The 14,629-nt window shown below is 71.1% G+C and carries 16 protein-coding genes and 1 tRNA gene; 7 read left to right on the forward strand and 10 right to left on the reverse strand.

The features are described from left to right. Positions 1 to 57 precede the first annotated feature (57 nt). The gene (locus ABD286_RS11645) at positions 58 to 756 is read right to left on the reverse strand and encodes a 50S ribosomal protein L25/general stress protein Ctc (protein ID WP_344193553.1); all 699 of its coding nucleotides are present in this window, start codon (positions 754 to 756) and stop codon (positions 58 to 60) included. A gap of 130 nt (positions 757 to 886) precedes the next feature. Continuing rightward, positions 887 to 1,861, reverse strand: a complete 975-nt coding sequence (locus tag ABD286_RS11650; protein WP_344193555.1) for an EamA family transporter — start codon at positions 1,859 to 1,861, stop codon at positions 887 to 889. 79 nt (positions 1,862 to 1,940) lie between these two features. Here ABD286_RS11650 and ABD286_RS11655 point away from each other — a divergent pair, with 79 nt between their 5' ends. Continuing rightward, positions 1,941 to 2,492 carry a CGNR zinc finger domain-containing protein gene (locus tag ABD286_RS11655; protein WP_344193683.1) on the forward strand — a complete coding sequence of 184 codons (552 nt, stop codon included), beginning with the start codon at positions 1,941 to 1,943 and terminating at the stop codon, positions 2,490 to 2,492. A 27-nt stretch (positions 2,493 to 2,519) separates the two neighbouring features. Here the strand turns inward: ABD286_RS11655 and ABD286_RS11660 are convergent, their stop codons facing one another. Then, positions 2,520 to 3,500, reverse strand: a complete 981-nt coding sequence (locus ABD286_RS11660) for a ribose-phosphate diphosphokinase (protein WP_344193557.1) — start codon at positions 3,498 to 3,500, stop codon at positions 2,520 to 2,522. After that, positions 3,497 to 4,990, reverse strand: coding sequence for a bifunctional UDP-N-acetylglucosamine diphosphorylase/glucosamine-1-phosphate N-acetyltransferase GlmU (gene glmU, locus ABD286_RS11665; RefSeq protein ID WP_344193559.1), 1,494 nt, complete (start codon positions 4,988 to 4,990; stop codon positions 3,497 to 3,499). Before glmU ends, ABD286_RS11660 begins: the two co-directional genes overlap by 4 nt. A 262-nt stretch (positions 4,991 to 5,252) precedes the next feature. Here glmU and ABD286_RS11670 point away from each other — a divergent pair, with 262 nt between their 5' ends. Together ABD286_RS11670 and ABD286_RS11675 are read left to right on the forward strand one after the other, a co-directional pair. Further along, positions 5,253 to 5,780 (forward strand): hypothetical protein, encoded by a 528-nt coding sequence (locus tag ABD286_RS11670; RefSeq protein WP_344193561.1) that lies wholly within the window; start codon positions 5,253 to 5,255, stop codon positions 5,778 to 5,780. Positions 5,781 to 6,017: 237 nt separating this feature from the next. After that, positions 6,018 to 6,344 carry a sigma-70 family RNA polymerase sigma factor gene (locus ABD286_RS11675; RefSeq protein ID WP_344193563.1) on the forward strand — a complete coding sequence of 109 codons (327 nt, stop codon included), beginning with the start codon at positions 6,018 to 6,020 and terminating at the stop codon, positions 6,342 to 6,344. On the opposite strand, the gene ABD286_RS11680 is transcribed toward ABD286_RS11675, so the two are convergent. Together ABD286_RS11680 and arsB are read right to left on the reverse strand one after the other, a co-directional pair. Next, a complete protein-coding gene (locus ABD286_RS11680; RefSeq protein ID WP_344193565.1) occupies positions 6,332 to 6,826 on the reverse strand; it encodes an arsenate reductase ArsC in 495 nt (164 codons plus the stop codon). The two genes, ABD286_RS11675 and ABD286_RS11680, sit on opposite strands and share 13 nt — an antisense overlap. Continuing rightward, positions 6,823 to 7,917 carry an ACR3 family arsenite efflux transporter gene (arsB, locus tag ABD286_RS11685; RefSeq protein ID WP_344193567.1) on the reverse strand — a complete coding sequence of 365 codons (1,095 nt, stop codon included), beginning with the start codon at positions 7,915 to 7,917 and terminating at the stop codon, positions 6,823 to 6,825. The genes ABD286_RS11680 and arsB overlap by 4 nt, the downstream gene beginning before the upstream one ends. A gap of 150 nt (positions 7,918 to 8,067) precedes the next feature. Between arsB and ABD286_RS11690 the strand changes: the two genes are divergently transcribed. Further along, positions 8,068 to 8,415, forward strand: coding sequence for an ArsR/SmtB family transcription factor (locus tag ABD286_RS11690; protein ID WP_344193569.1), 348 nt, complete (start codon positions 8,068 to 8,070; stop codon positions 8,413 to 8,415). Between the two features lie 250 nt (positions 8,416 to 8,665). Here ABD286_RS11690 and ABD286_RS11695 read toward each other — a convergent pair whose 3' ends face one another. Beyond that, on the reverse strand, positions 8,666 to 10,114 hold the full coding sequence (locus ABD286_RS11695; RefSeq protein WP_344193571.1) for an HNH endonuclease signature motif containing protein: 1,449 nt from the start codon (positions 10,112 to 10,114) through the stop codon (positions 8,666 to 8,668). Positions 10,115 to 10,368: 254 nt separating this feature from the next. Here ABD286_RS11695 and ABD286_RS11700 point away from each other — a divergent pair, with 254 nt between their 5' ends. Next, positions 10,369 to 11,103, forward strand: a complete 735-nt coding sequence (locus tag ABD286_RS11700; RefSeq protein WP_344193573.1) for a VOC family protein — start codon at positions 10,369 to 10,371, stop codon at positions 11,101 to 11,103. Here ABD286_RS11700 and ABD286_RS11705 read toward each other — a convergent pair. After that, a tRNA-Gln gene (locus ABD286_RS11705) sits at positions 11,092 to 11,170 on the reverse strand. The two genes, ABD286_RS11700 and ABD286_RS11705, sit on opposite strands and share 12 nt — an antisense overlap. Positions 11,171 to 11,390: 220 nt before the next feature. On the opposite strand from ABD286_RS11705, the gene ABD286_RS11710 reads away from it, so the two are divergent. Continuing rightward, positions 11,391 to 11,996, forward strand: a complete 606-nt coding sequence (locus ABD286_RS11710; RefSeq protein WP_344193685.1) for a TetR/AcrR family transcriptional regulator — start codon at positions 11,391 to 11,393, stop codon at positions 11,994 to 11,996. 9 nt (positions 11,997 to 12,005) lie between these two features. Here ABD286_RS11710 and ABD286_RS11715 read toward each other — a convergent pair whose 3' ends face one another. Then, on the reverse strand, positions 12,006 to 13,190 hold the full coding sequence (locus ABD286_RS11715) for a methyltransferase domain-containing protein (RefSeq protein WP_344193575.1): 1,185 nt from the start codon (positions 13,188 to 13,190) through the stop codon (positions 12,006 to 12,008). Between the two features lie 65 nt (positions 13,191 to 13,255). Here ABD286_RS11715 and ABD286_RS11720 point away from each other — a divergent pair, with 65 nt between their 5' ends. Continuing rightward, entirely contained in the window at positions 13,256 to 13,777 is a 522-nt protein-coding gene (locus ABD286_RS11720; RefSeq protein ID WP_344193577.1) for a MarR family winged helix-turn-helix transcriptional regulator, read from the forward strand. Positions 13,778 to 13,831: 54 nt separating this feature from the next. Here ABD286_RS11720 and ABD286_RS11725 read toward each other — a convergent pair whose 3' ends face one another. After that, the gene (locus tag ABD286_RS11725; RefSeq protein ID WP_344193578.1) at positions 13,832 to 14,623 is read right to left on the reverse strand and encodes an alpha/beta hydrolase; all 792 of its coding nucleotides are present in this window, start codon (positions 14,621 to 14,623) and stop codon (positions 13,832 to 13,834) included. Positions 14,624 to 14,629: the final 6 nt, after the last annotated feature.

Below are 14,629 nucleotides of genomic sequence, written 5' to 3' on the forward strand. Positions count from 1 at the left end.
GTGGAGCAGCCGGAGCGGCTCCGGGTGGCGCGGCGGCAGCCNCCGCGCCGGAGGGACTCAGGCGTCCTCGGAGTCGGCCTTCTCGCCGTCCGTGGACTCGCCCTCGGCACCCTCGGAGTCGCCCTCGGCAGCGGCGGCGTCCTCGTCGGACTCCTCGCGCTCGATACCGGCCTCCTCCTCGGCCTCGGCGAGCTCGGCCTCGAGCTCCTCCTGGGAGATCTGCTGGGTGATGTTCACGACGAGCGTCTCCTCGTCGACGACCAGCGTGGCGCCGCGCGGCAGGGTGACGTCGGACGCCTTGATCTGCGTGCCGGCTTCGAGGCCCTCGACGGAGACGACGACGTTCTCGGGGATGTGCGTGGCCTCGACCTCGAGCTGCAGGGTCTGCGAGTCCAGCGTGACGACGGTCTCGGGAGCGGCCTCGCCCTCGATGTGCACCGGCACGTCGACGGTGACCTTCTCGCCCTTGCGGACGACGACGAGGTCGACGTGCTCGATGACCGGCTTGATGGCGTCGCGCTGCACGTCCTTGGCCAGGGCGAGCTGCTCGTCACCGTCGATGACGATGGTGAGCAGGGCGTTGGCGGTCTTGAGCGCCATCATCGTCTCGTGGCCGGGGAGGGTGATGTGCACCGGCTCGGCGCCGTGGCCGTACATGACGGCGGGGATCTTGTGGTCGCGGCGGATCTTGCGCGCCGCGCCCTTGCCGAACTGCGTGCGCTTCTCGGCGTTGAGCGTGAGGTTGGTGTCAGACACGGGGACTCCTGGGGACTCGAGTATGCGGTGGGCCTCGACGCGGGGCGCAGCACGGAGACCACACCGCGTCGAATTACGGACGTGCCGGCCTGAGCCGTGCAGTGTCCCTCGCCGAGGCAACCCGGAGAGTCTAGGCGACGCCTGCGGGCAGAGGGAAATCCGCGTCGTCGGCTGCGGCGGTGGCCCGCGCCGAGCGTTCGCGGCGCAGCTCGCCCACCCGGACGGCCACCACTCCCCCGACGATGCAGACGCCTCCGAGCAGCTGCACGACGCCGGGCAGCTCCCCGAGCAGGACCCACGCGAAGAGCACCGCGAAGAGCACCTCGGTCAGCCCCACGAACGACGCGACCGTGGAGCCGAGGATGCGCGCGGCCGTGACCCCGAGGAGGTATGCCGCCGCGGCGGCCACCAGGGCCAGCTCACCGATGGCGACCCACCAGGGGACCTGCGCACCGCGCAGCACGACGTCCGTGGCGACGAAGTGCATGGGCAGGATCCCGACCGCACCGAGCAGGCCGAGGGCCACGGCACCGGCGCCCATGCCGAGCCCGGCGAGCGCAACCGGCGGAAGGTGGCTCTCCTCGGCCGCGAGGACGAAGAAGGTGGCCAGTCCAGCCGCAGCCAGCAGTCCCCAGCCCACGCCGACGAGGTCCGGCGCGGCCTGGCCACCGAGGTCGAGCACGAGCACCAGGCCCCCGATGGCCAGCACCACGCCGAGGCCGGTGAGGGCGCTGGGTGCGCGGCGGGTGCGGGCCCAGACGAAGAGGACGACGAGGACCACCCCGAGGTACTCGAGGAGCAGAGCGACCCCGACGTCGAGGCGCTGCACCGCGTAGAAGTAGGCGACCTGGCAGCCGGCGACCGCCACGGCGCCGTACGCGAGGACGGCGCCGAGGTTCTCGCGCACGAGGTGCCACCGGCCGCGCAGGGCGAGCACCGTCGGCACGGCGAGGACCAGCGTCGCGCCGGCGACCCGCAGGAGCACGATGGCCCCGGAGCTCCAACCCTCGACGAGCAGCGACTTGGCGAACGGGCCGCTGCTGCCGAACGTCGCCGCCGATGCGAGCGCGAGCCACAGGCCGACACCCTTCGACCGAGCCGCCATCTGTCTCCACCCTCATTCGCGTCAGGGGCAATCTGCCTTATGCTCCTGACGCTAGCGATCGCAGATGACAGGAGTCAAGATGCTGTTCGCCCATGACACCGAGGCGGCCCTGCGGGGGTGCGCCGCGCTGGTCAACACGGCGCAGACGCTGCCCACGGACACCGACGACCTGCAGACCCTCGACGAGCTCGATGCGTTCGTGCAGGAGTGGCAGTGGACAGGGTCGAGGGCCCACGACGCGGCTGAGCTCGAGGCGGTCAGGGCGCTGCGGCCACGCCTGCGCGAGCTGTGGGCCGTCGACACCGAGGGCGCGGTCGAGCTGGTCAACGCGCTGCTCGCCGAGGCGGACGCCCTGCCCCAGCTCGTGCGGCACGACGGGTGGTCCTGGCACCTGCACGCGACCCCGCCCGAGGCACCCCTGGCGACGCGGATGGCGGTCGAGGCGGCGATGGCGATGGTCGACGTGCTGCGCGCCGACGAGCTCGAGCGGCTGCGCACGTGTGCGGCCGACGACTGCGAGGACGTGGTGGTCGACCTGTCCAAGAACCGGTCGAAGCGCTACTGCGACGGCGGCTGCGGCAACCGCGCCAACGTCGCCGCCTACCGCGCGAGGAAGGCCGCGACCGACTGACCCGCGTCGGGCGCGGCGATGCCCGGGTCAGGCGTGGCCGTCGAACAGGCTCGTCACCGAGCCGTCCTCGAAGACCTCCTGGATCGCCCGGCTGATGAGCGGGGCGATCGACAGCGTCGTGAGCTTGTCGAAGTCGTGGGCGTCGTCGATCGGCAGCGTGTTGGTCACGATGACCTCCTGCGCGGTGCAGGCCTTGAGCCGCTCGATCGCCGGGCCGGACAAGATGGCGTGCGTCGCCGCGATGACGACCCCTGCGGCCCCGTCGGCCATCAGCGCGTCGGCCGCCTTGGTGATCGTGCCACCGGTGTCGATCATGTCGTCGACGAGCACGCAGATGCGGCCCTTGACCTCACCGACGACGCGGTTGGCGACGGTCTCGTTGGGCCGGTTGATGTCGCGCGTCTTGTGGATGAAGGCCAGCGGCGCGTGGCCGAGGCGCTCGGACCACTGCTCGGCGACCTTGATCCGACCGGCGTCGGGCGAGACGACAGCCAGCTTCTCGTGGCCGTACTTCTCGCGGACGTACTCCGACAGGATCGGCAGCGCCATGAGGTGGTCCACCGGACCGTCGAAGAAGCCCTGGATCTGTGCGGTGTGCAGGTCGACGGCCATGAGGCGGTTCGCCCCGGCTGTCTTGAACAGGTCGGCCATGAGGCGGGCCGAGATCGGCTCGCGGCCGCGGTGCTTCTTGTCCTGGCGGGCGTACCCGTAGAACGGCAGCACCACGGTGATCCGCTTGGCGGAGGCGCGCTTGAGCGCGTCGATCATGATGAGCTGCTCCATGATCGCCTCGTTGAGCGGGGCGGTGTGGCTCTGGATGACGAACGCGTCCGAGCCACGCACCGACTCCTCGTACCGCACGTAGATCTCGCCGTTGGCGAAGTCGTACGCGCTGGTCGGCACGAGCTCGGTCCCGAGCATGCTCGCGACCTCCTCGGCCAGACCGGGGTGCGCCCGGCCGGTGAAGACCATCAGGTTCTTCTCGGTGGTCTTGAGGATGCCGGTCACGCCTGGCCCTGCCCTTCCGTGGAGTTGTCGGTATGCCGCGTGGGCGCCTGCGCGTCCTGGGCCGCCTTCGCGGCGGCGTCGGTCTTCGTGCCTGCGCGGGCGCGGGCGACCCAGCCGTCGATGTTGCGCTGCCGGCCGCGGGCGACCGAGATCTGCCCGGGCTCGACGTCGCCGGTCACGGCCGACCCGGCGCCGACGTACGCGCCGTCGGCGATGGTCACCGGTGCGACGAGCACCGAGTTCGAGCCGACGAAGCTGTGCCTGCCGATCGTCGTGTGGTGCTTGGCGACCCCGTCGTAGTTGGCGAAGATCGTGCCGGCACCGATGTTGGCGCCCTCACCGATGGTGACGTCGCCGGCATACGTGAGGTGCGGGACCTTCGCGCCGTCGGCGATCTTGGCGTTCTTCGTCTCGACGAAGCCGCCGATCTTGCCCTTGGCTCCGAGCTCGGTGCCGGGGCGCAGGTAGCTGAACGGACCCACGGTGGCACCAGCGCCGATGACGGCCAGCACGGCCTCGGTGCGCTTGACCTCGGCGTCCTCACCCACCTCGGTGTCGGTGAGCGTGGAGTCCGGGCCGATGACCGCGCGGGCGCCGATGGTGGTCGCGCCGAGCAGCTGGGTCCCGGGCAGGACGGTCGCGTCGCGGCCGATGGTCACGTCGGTGTCGATCCACGTGGTGTCGGGGTCGATGATCGTGACGCCCTCGCGCATCCAGCGCTCGGTCGTGCGGCGGTTGAGCTCCTTGCCGAGCCGGGCGAGCTGGACGCGGTCGTTCACGCCCTCGGTCTGCCACAGGTCCTCGATGAGGTGGGCGCTGACCCGACCGCCGGCGCCGCGCGCGATGGCAAGGACGTCGGTGAGGTACTTCTCGCCCTGCGCGTTGTCGGTCCCGACCTTCGCGAGGGCCTCGCGCAGCACCGCAGCGTCGAACGCGTAGATCCCCGAGTTGATCTCGGTGATCGCCCGCTGCTCGTCGGTGGCGTCCTTCTGCTCGACGATCCCCTCGACGCCGCCGTCGGCGTCACGCAGGATGCGGCCGTACCCGGTCGGGTCGGACAGGTGCGCGGTGATCACGGTCGCAGCGCTGCCGGAGCCCACGTGCTCGGCCAGCAGCGACACCAAGGTGTCGCCCGCGAGCAGGGGCACGTCGCCATACGTCACGAGGACCGTGCCGTCGAGGTCGGCGGGGAGCACGTCGAGAGCGCACTCGGTCGCGCGGCCGGTGCCCTTGACCTCGTCCTGGTCGGCGATGACCGCGGAGGCGTCGACCTCGGTGACGTGCGCCGCGACGAGGTCGCGCTCGTGCCGGACGACGACCGCGAGGTGCTCCGGCTGCGCCGCGCGGGCCGCGGCGATCGCGTGCCCGACGAGGGTCCGACCCCCGATCCGGTGCAGGACCTTGGGGGTCGAGGACTTCATCCGGGTGCCCTCACCTGCGGCGAGGACGATGACTGCAGCGAGCCTGGGGGTGCCGTGGGGGACGTTCACGCGCGAGAGCTCCAGAGATCTGGTCGGGTGCGACGGGACGGGCGTCATGCTACCCGCCGGTCGGGCCCTGTCCTCTCCACGGCCGCCGGGGTCCGCACCCCTCACGGAGGGGTGCTCGTGACTCATCCTCGAGGCGCAGAAACCCTCACCATTCCGGACGAGGCCCCCTCTGCACCTGCTCGGGACACTGAGGCGTCCGGGAGCAGTCCCGTGGCGACGGCCCACCCGGCCGCCCACACCAACGTCGCAGAGCGGGGAACCCATGAAGACCGTGACCATCAACCGCTGGGTCATCCCAGCCCTCTTCGTCGCCCTGGCCGCCCTCTTCGCCACGGCACTCACCATGACGTCGGCGCAGGCCGCCGGCTCGATGACCGTCAGCGTGAAGCAGGCGAGCCTGGCCGACCATGCGGGCGACTGCCCCGGCAGCGTCACCGGCGCGCACTTCATCATCAACCAGATCGGTGCTGCTGCTCCCGACACGATCGAGGTCCTCCTCACGGACGGCACCTCGCAGACGGTGAGCAAGAGCAAGCAGTCCGGTCCGACGGCCCACTACGACGCCTTCTTCACCGGCACCTTGGTGAAGGATGCGACCGCGGTGGTCCCGGACACCTGGCGCGGCCAGTTCGTCCTCTCCAACTACTACTGCGGCGCGACCACCACCACGTCGACGACCTCCACCACGTCGAGCAGCTCGTCGACCACGTCCTCGTCGTCCACGACGTCGTCGTCGAGCACCACCTCGTCCTCGAGCACCACCACCGGGACTCCCACCCGGACGAGCTGACGCGACCCCTCGGTCCAGCGACGGCCGGTGCCACGCCCACGCGGCGGGTGCCGGCCGTCGCGCGTGCCAGACCCTCACGGGGCCGACCTGCCCGTGACCCAACTGCTGCTCGCTCGACCTGTTCGGCGTGCTCACCCGCACCCACTGACTGGTCCCTTCGGACGAGTTACGGCCCTTCGGGCCGTCCGGACTGTCCCCGTGGTGCGGATTGTCCGGGGTGCAGGCACAGTGAAAGACATGACGGATGTGGCGCAGGGGTCACAGTTCCGCCGCGACGAGCAGAGCGTCCCCGCGGCCGAGCTGGAGGGTTTGTTGCGCCGGAGCGCGCTCGGCGACACCACCGCCTTCGGGACGCTGTACGACCACACGGCCCCGAGGTTCTACCAGCTGTCGCTCGCCGTGACCGGCGACGCTCGCCGGGCGGAGGAGGCGACCCGCGCCGCGTACGCGCAGATCTGGGCCCGCTCCCGCGAGTTCGACGCCGCCACGCACCGCGCCCTCAGCTGGATGACGACGATCGTCTACGAGCTCGCCCGCAGCCTGCGCCTGGCTCAGACCGCCTGATCGACGCCGAGCTCGCCCAGCAGGGTCAGGACGCGTGACCTGATCTCGTCCCGGATGGGGCGGACCGCCTCGATCCCCTGACCGGCCGGGTCGTCGAGCACCCAGTCCTCGTACCGCTTCCCCGGGAAGTAGGGACAGGTGTCGCCGCACCCCATCGTGATGACGACATCGGACACCTGCACCGCCTGGGTCGTCAGGATCTTCGGCTGCTCGGCCGAGATGTCGATGCCCTCCTCGGCCATCGCGGCGACGGCCGAGGGGTTGACGTGGGCGCCCGGGGCAGAGCCAGCCGACCGCACCTCGACCGCTCCCCCGGACAGGTGCGTCAGGTAGGCGGCAGCCATCTGGGACCGCCCCGCGTTGTGGACGCAGACGAACAAGACGCTGGGCCGCGACCCCTCGCTCGGAGCCGCCGCGGCAGACCGCTCGCTCCACTCGACGCGGTCGTTCGACTCGACGCGGTCGTTCGGCTCGACGCTCATGGGTGGACCTTTCGGCTCGGGGTGGCGGTGAAGCGGCGGCGCAGGGCAAGGCTGACGTAGACGAGTGCGACGAGCGCCGGCACCTCGATGAGGGGGCCGACAACTCCCGCGAGGGCCTGACCGGACGTCGCGCCGAACGTGGCGATGGCGACGGCGATCGCCAGCTCGAAGTTGTTGCCGGCAGCGGTGAACGCCAGCGTCGTGGTGCGGGCGTACCCGAGACCGAGGCCCGCCCCGAGGGCGAACCCGCCGAGCCACATCACCGCGAAGTAGACCAGCAGCGGCAGGGCGATCCGGGCGACGTCGAGGGGGTTGGAGGTGATCGCCTCCCCCTGGAGCGCGAACAGGACGACGATGGTGAAGAGCAGGCCGTACAGCGCCCAGGGACCGACGCGCGGAAGGAAGCTCGCTTCATACCAGTCCCGCCCGCGGCGCTTCTCCCCCAGGCGGCGGGAGAGGAAACCGAGCACCAGCGGCACCCCCAGGAAGATCAGTACCGAGCGCGCGATGTCCCACGTGGAGGCGTCGATCCCGGTCTGCGACAGGCCCAACCAGCCGGGCAGCACCGACAGGTAGAACCAGCCGAGGAGGGCGAATGCGAAGACCTGGAAGATCGAGTTCAGCGCCACCAGCACGGCCGCGGCCTCACGGTCGCCGCAGGCGAGGTCGTTCCAGATGACGACCATCGCGATGCATCGGGCGAGGCCCACGATGATCAGACCCGTGCGGTACGCCGGCAGGTCCGGCAGGAAGATCCAGGCCAGCGCGAACATCAGCGCCGGTCCGAGCACCCAGTTGAGCACCAGCGAACCGAGGAGCAGCCGCCGGTCGCCCGTGACCGAGTCGAGCCGGTCGTAGCGGACCTTCGCCAGGACCGGGTACATCATCACGAGCAGTCCCACCGCGATCGGCAGGGACACCCCGTCGACCTCGACGGCGGACAGGGCCTCACCCAGGCCCGGCACGAGGCGGCCCAGCAGGAGGCCGGCCACCATGGCCAGTCCGATCCACACGGGCAGCAGGCGGTCCAGCGTCGACAGGCGACCGGTCGTCTCGTCGTGGTGGGCGGAGGTGGGCGTGGTGGTGCTCACTGAACGGTGCCTTCCGGGCGAGGGCCCGATGGAATGCCCGCCGGGGGCGCGGGCGTTCCATCGAGGTCTGTCGATATGGCGCGAGCGTGGCATCTGCATCGTCGTGTGTCAATATGGACACCCATCGATCCACCAGACGGGCGGCCCCGCGTGACGACCACCACCGCAGCACCGGCGAGCACCATCGACTCCGACGCCTGCTGCGGCACGCCGCCTGCCACCCTGCCGCGTGAGGACGCGCTCGCGATGGCGACGCTCCTCAAGGCGGTCGCCGATCCGGTCCGCCTCCAGCTCCTCGAGATCATCCGCAGCTCGCCGCGGCACGAGGCCTGCGTCTGCGACATGACGGAGGCGGTCGGCGTCTCGCAGCCGACGGTCAGCCACCACCTCAAGGTCCTCACCGAGGCGGGGCTGCTGACCCGCGAACGCCGCGGCACCTGGGCGTGGTTCACCCTCGTGCCCGAGCGACTCGGCGACATCCGCAGCATCTTCGACTGACCTGCCCGCGCGGCGCCGCGACCTGCATGCCGTGCTGCTGACGATCGCCGTCCCCAGCCTGGCGATCATGCTCGTCGAGGTGCTGTCACCTGCTCTCCTTGGATGAGCGCACCGCCGAACCCGCGCGACGCGGACGTCCTCCACCTGCTGCACGAAGGAAACCAAGCTCCAAGGACCGCGGCCTCGTCCGCCACGTCGGCCACGAGAATCCCGTAGGTCGATTCGTCGGCGGGCAGGGCTCAGTGCCCGCTCACCCTGTGGCGGGCAGGGAGCCGGGCAGACTTCGCCGCTGTTCTGGTCGACTACTCCGGGTGCTGTCGTGAGCGCCGTCGTGTTCTCGGTTGCGGGACTCGTGCAGCGCCTGGTCGTAGGAGCCGATGGTCATGTCCCACTCGACCCAAGGCTTGCTGCCCGGTTCGTGACGGACCTTCCCCGCGTACCGGTAGGTGTGCACGACCGTGTGGTGCGCCCGACACAACAACGCCGCATTGCCCAGGTCGGTCGGGCCACCATCGGCCCAGTGGACCAGGTGATGAGCATCAGACCAGGCCGCCGGCCTCGAGCACCCCGGGAACGTGCACCCACCATCACGCAGCCACAGATGGCGGATCTGGGCCCGGTCGAACAACCTGCGCGCCATGCCTTGGTCCAGCACCTCCCCCGCCGTGCCGAGCACCACCGGCACGACCTGCGCATCACACGCAAGGCGCCGGACGACGCCCACGCTCAGGTCCTGACCCTGCAGCGTCATCCCCGCACCACGACACCGCTGCGCCAACACCTCCAACGGCACCGTCACCACCAGCGACGTCTTCGCCTGCCTCGGCACCCCCTCCGGGGCGCCCACCGCCCGCACGACCAGGTCCAACAACGCATCCGCACGCCGCGCAGCCGGGGTCCGCACGTCCAGCTCCCCGGTGCCGGTGTCCCGGGCCGGCCTCGCCAACGCGTCGACCGCAGCATCCACGACCGCAGCACCCTCCTCGTCCAACATGAGCGTGTACCGCCACATCCCGACCGGACCCGGCCCCTTCACCAGCGACCGGTGCTCCCGCCGCACCTGCGCGTCCCGCTCCACCGACCCCTCGGACCGAGCCAGGTCGGCCGTGCGCCGCAACCCGGTCGCCAACGTCTTCTCATCCCACCCGCGATCACCCCGAGCCCCTCCCAGGAGCCCTGCCGTCGACTGCGCCAACCACCCCGGCTCGGCCAGACCACGGATCCCCCGGTGGAACCTGCACAGCTGCGCCGCCTTGGTCACCGACAAAGCGCCAGCACGGACCTCCGGCACAGGAGAAGACGCGTCCGAGACCGCATCGACGACGGCCTCGAGTCGAAGGTCCGGAGCCGTCGGGGCCTGCGTGGCCGCAAGCACCTGGGCGACCACCTCCGAGTCGAGCACGTCGCGGGTCGTCAGCGACGGCGCCACGGCCCGGACCCAGTCGACCTGGCCCCAGCCCTGACCCGTGCCGAGCCCGCGCTCCTTGGCCTCGGCCAGCACGGCGACGAACTGCGCACGAGCTGCCGCCACGACCTCGCCGAGCACTCCGAGGGCCTCGGCCACATCCTCGTCCTCCAGCGTCCAGAGCCGGTCGACAGCAGCATGGGCCAGCACCTGTCGCGCCACCGACGCACTCGTCACCACCGGACGGCCGAAGCCGTTGGCGGTGAGAGTCGCAACCCTCGGTGTGGACGTCATACGCAGAACGCTATCGGCGACCACCGACAACGCCTCCGCACCAATCCACAGACCCAATCACGTTGCCCAGCAACGCAACTCAGCGAGAGGTACCCAGACAGGACGGACGTTGTCCGCCCTCCGCATCGCTGACGCCGGACCAGCACGAGCGCGCAATCTCGTTGCGCGCCATACCCCTCTCCACCTAGCGTCGAGGGACAGGTCGCGAGCTCTCGGCCCGACCACCGGCCAGACGATCGAGGGGTGCCGTTGCCATGACGAGCAGGTTGACCGAGCTCTGCGTGGACGCCCACGACCCACTCCAGCTCGCCCGCTTCTGGGCCGGCGTCCTCGGGCGCCAGCTGTCCGACGCGCCGGGTGACGGCGTGGCGCTGCAGGCTGACGACGAGCCGGGCTTCCCCATCCGGTTCCTGCCCTCGGACCAGCCGAAGACGGGGCCGAACCAAGTGCACTTCGACCTGACCAGCACCTCGCTCGCGGACCAGCAGGCGATCGTGGCCCGGGCGCTGGAGCTCGGGGGGCGGCACCTCGACATCGGCCAGCTCCCCGAGGAGGGCCACGTGGTGCTGGCCGACCCGGAGGGGAACGAGTTCTGCGTCATCGAGCCGGGCAACAGCTTCCTCGCAGGCACCGCCACCATCGGGGCCCTGTCGTCGGACGGCTCGCAGGCCGTGGGGTACTTCTGGAGCAGGGCGATGGACTGGCCACTCGTGTGGGATCAGGACGAGGAGACGGCCATCCAGTCACCGCGAGGTGGTTCCAAGATCTCCTGGGGCGGACCGCCGGTGGCCGAGAAGCACGGGAAGAACCGCGTGCACTTCAACCTCCGCGCCACGGACGGTGACTCCGCGTCCGAGCTGGCGCGACTCGGCTCGCTCGGTGCGAGCACCGCCGGGACCGGCCAGTGCGGCGAGGGCTGGACCGCCATGACCGATCCGGACGGCAACGAGTTCTGCCTGCGCGCCGAAACCTCTCGGCTCCCCGGGTAGGAATCGAACCTACGTCGCTTGTCCTGATTCAAAGTCAGGCGGGCCCTACCAGCAGACCAACCGGGGAACGCCCCGCGGAGGGACCTGCAAAGGGTAGCCAATCGCCGCCATTCCCCCGACCGCCCATCCGCCCGGGACGAGTCCGTGGCGAACCCGGGCTGCGCCCGCGACGATCCCGGGGAGCCGGCCGCACGCCATACGGGTCGGGCGGCACGCTCCCAGGAGGCATGATGGAGCGTGTGAGCAACAGCCATGCCAAGCCCGCCTCCACGGCCGCGAAGTCGCGCATGACCGGCAAGCAGCGCCGTGAGCAGCTCATCGTCGTGGGCCGGAAGCTGTTCGCGGACAAGGGTTTCGAGGGGACGACGGTCGAGGAGATCGCAGCCAAGGCGAATGTCTCCAAGCCGGTGGTCTACGAGCACTTCGGGGGCAAGGAAGGCCTGTATGCCGTCGTCGTCGACCGTGAGATCGCTGCCCTCCTGGGCGGCATCACGGGCGCCCTGACCGCCGACCTCAACAGCCGCGAGACGCTGGAGCGCGCGGCGAGCGCCCTGCTCGACTACATCGAGAGCTCCACCGACGGGTTCCGGATCCTCGTGCGCGACAGCCCTCCCGGCCAGTCGACCGGGTCCTTCGCGAGCCTGATGTCCGACGTCGCCAGCCAGGTCGAGCACATCCTCGCTGCCGAGTTCAAGCGCCGGAAGCTCGACCCGAAGACCGCGCCCCTCTACGCCCAGATGCTCGTCGGCATGGTCGCGCTCACCGGTCAGTGGTGGCTCGACTCGCGCAAGATGAAGAAGGCCGACGTGGCCGCCCACCTGGTCAACCTCGCCTGGAACGGCCTGGCCAACCTCGAGGACAAGCCTGGGCTCGCCATCGCGCGCTCGACGTAGACCAGACCCCTACACCTGCTGGAACTCCACCCGGTTGCCCACGGGGTCAGCCGTGTGGAACCGCCTGGTCCCGGGGATCGCCTCGTCCCAGGTGATGTCTCCGCCCCGGGCGGCAAGGGTGGCGGCAAGCGCGTCGACGTCGCGGACCGCGATCGCCGGGTGTGCCTTCCGGGCCGGGGCGAATCCCTCCTCCACCCCGCAGTGCAGCTCGTGCGGCCCGACCCGGAACCACACCCCACCGCGGGCTGTGAGCGCAGGCGGCTTCGGGATCTCCGGCAGCCCGACCAGGTCGCCGTAGAACGCCCGCAGCGCGTCCTCACTACCGGCCGGGCACGCGACCTGGACGTGGTGCAGGCCCACGACGTGCGCACCTGCGTCCGGGGACGCCGCGGTGTCGCTGCGTCGGGCCACCGCGAACACCCGCCGGAACGCGAGGATCACGCCCACCGGGGTGCGAGGGTATGCAGCGCGCAGCCTCGCGTCGTAGTCCGCCAGGAACGCTGCACGCTCGGCCTCGTCCGTGAGGGCTTCGAGGACGGGGCGCAGCCCCGTGCCCCGCACCCACTCGAGCACGGGGTTGTCCTGCTCCCCCGCCGGGTCGAGCACGTGCTGGTACGTGGTCTCCCACCCGTCGACCTCGCACCCGAAGGCGCCGAGCTCGACCACGTACCGCGCGGGGTCGTGGACCGCGAGACGGTTCAAGGCGGGCGAAAGCCGTTCTTTGGCAGGGTGGTTCGCGGCGGACTCGCGCATCAGGGCGTGCGAGGGCGCGTCGTTGTTGCCGGGCACCTGCATCGCGAACCACCCTCCCGGGGCCAGCGCCGAGACCCACCGCGCGACGAGGTCCAGGTGCCCCGGCACCCACTGGAGAGTCGCGTTGGTGACGATGACGTCGGGCGCTGCGCCCAGGGTCGCCACGTCCCAGGTGGCGACGTCCGCCTCGACCCACTCGACGCGGCCGTCGACGTCGAGCTCCCGCGCCGCCTTCAACATCTCCGGAGAGTGGTCCACCCCGACGATGCGCGCGTCCGGCCAGCGCTGCGCCAGCCCGAGGGTCAGGGGGCCGTTGCCGCAACCGAGGTCGACGACCAGCGCCGGCGAGGTCGCCCTGACCCGGGCGAGGAGGTCGTCGAACGGTCGCGACCGGTGGTCGGAGAACTTGGCGTACTGCGTCGGATCCCAGACGGTGCTCATGCCGACCATTCTGCCTCCTATTTATCTTGATATCAAGATACTTGATGCGGGGTACAGTTCGGGGCATGAGCCCCCGAGGTGCAGGACCCGTCGTGCCGCCGGCCGACGACGTGGACCGCATCGTCGAGGCGTGGCGCCGCGAGCGCCCCGACCTCGACGTGGCCCCGCTCCAGGTGTTCTCCCGTGTCTCCCGGCTCGCCCGTCGCCTCGACCTCGACCGGGCCCAGGCCTTCGCCCAGCACCAGCTCGAGGGCTGGGAGTTCGACGTCCTGTCCGCCCTGCGACGGGCCGGCGACCCCTACGAGCTCTCGCCCGGCCAGCTCATCCGGCAGACCCTCGTCACCAGCGGCACCATGACCAACCGCGTCGACCGGCTCGAGCGCCGCGGCCTCGTCGGTCGCAGCCCCGACCCCACCGACCGCCGCGGGGTCATCGTGCGGCTGACCCCCGAGGGGCAGCAGGCCGTCGATGCAGCGATGTCCGACCTGCTGGACCGCGAGCGCACCCTGCTCGCCGAGCTGTCGGGCCAAAACCACGAGGAGCTGGCGGCGATGCTTCGCCGACTGCTCTCTCCCTTCGAGGTCTGAGCCGGCCGGTCACCGAGGTCCGAGCTGCCGGCCACCGACATCTGTGCCGGCCGGTCACGCCCCCGTGTAGTCGCCCTTGGTCCACGCCAGCACGGTGTCGGCCAACGGCGTCCAGTCAGGGTCGGCGTCGGTGCCGTCGTTGAGCATCCCCCACCCGTGGTCACGGGGTGTCGACACGAACTTCTTGACCTTCGCCGGTGCACTCTCGAAGGCCGCCTTCAGCTCAGCCGGCTGCACATCGGTGTCGCCCGGGGCGACTGCGAGCAGGAGCGGCAGCGTCGTCCGCGGAGCAGCGACAGCCGCGGTGTCGAGGCCCGGATAGCTGAACGGCCCCGACAGGTCGACCAGCGCGTCGGCACCCGACTGCTGCCCGACGGCCAGGGCGGTCACCCCGCCGAGCGAGGCACCCACGAGCGTCACCCTCGTCGCCCCCCGCGAGCGCGCCCAGTCGACGACGAGCCGCACCTGCGCGGCCGGATCGATGGCGAGGCCGCCCGTGCAGCGCGAACGCCCCCACCCGCAGAGGTCGACGAGCACCGCGCGCACCCCGCGCTCGGCGGCCCACGCCGCATACGCCGTCCACCCGCAGAACCCCACGGGGGTCGTCTGGTGCAGGTAGACGGCGACGACCGGCCCCTCCCCCAGGGTCGCGCCGGTCATCACGCTGCCGCCGGGATCGGCGATCTCCACCAGCTCGCCGCCGTCGACGGGCACCTTGCAGCGGTCGCTGACCGAGGTCGGCCCGGGGGTGGGCGTCGGGGTGGACGGGCGTGCCGTGGCACCTTCGGACGGACCAGACCCACCGCACCCCGCGAGCAGGACCACCGCCAGCACACCTGCCGGCACACCTGC

The sequence above is a fragment of the Pedococcus aerophilus genome (genome assembly GCF_039532215.1).
Classification (GTDB): domain Bacteria; phylum Actinomycetota; class Actinomycetes; order Actinomycetales; family Dermatophilaceae; genus Pedococcus; species Pedococcus aerophilus.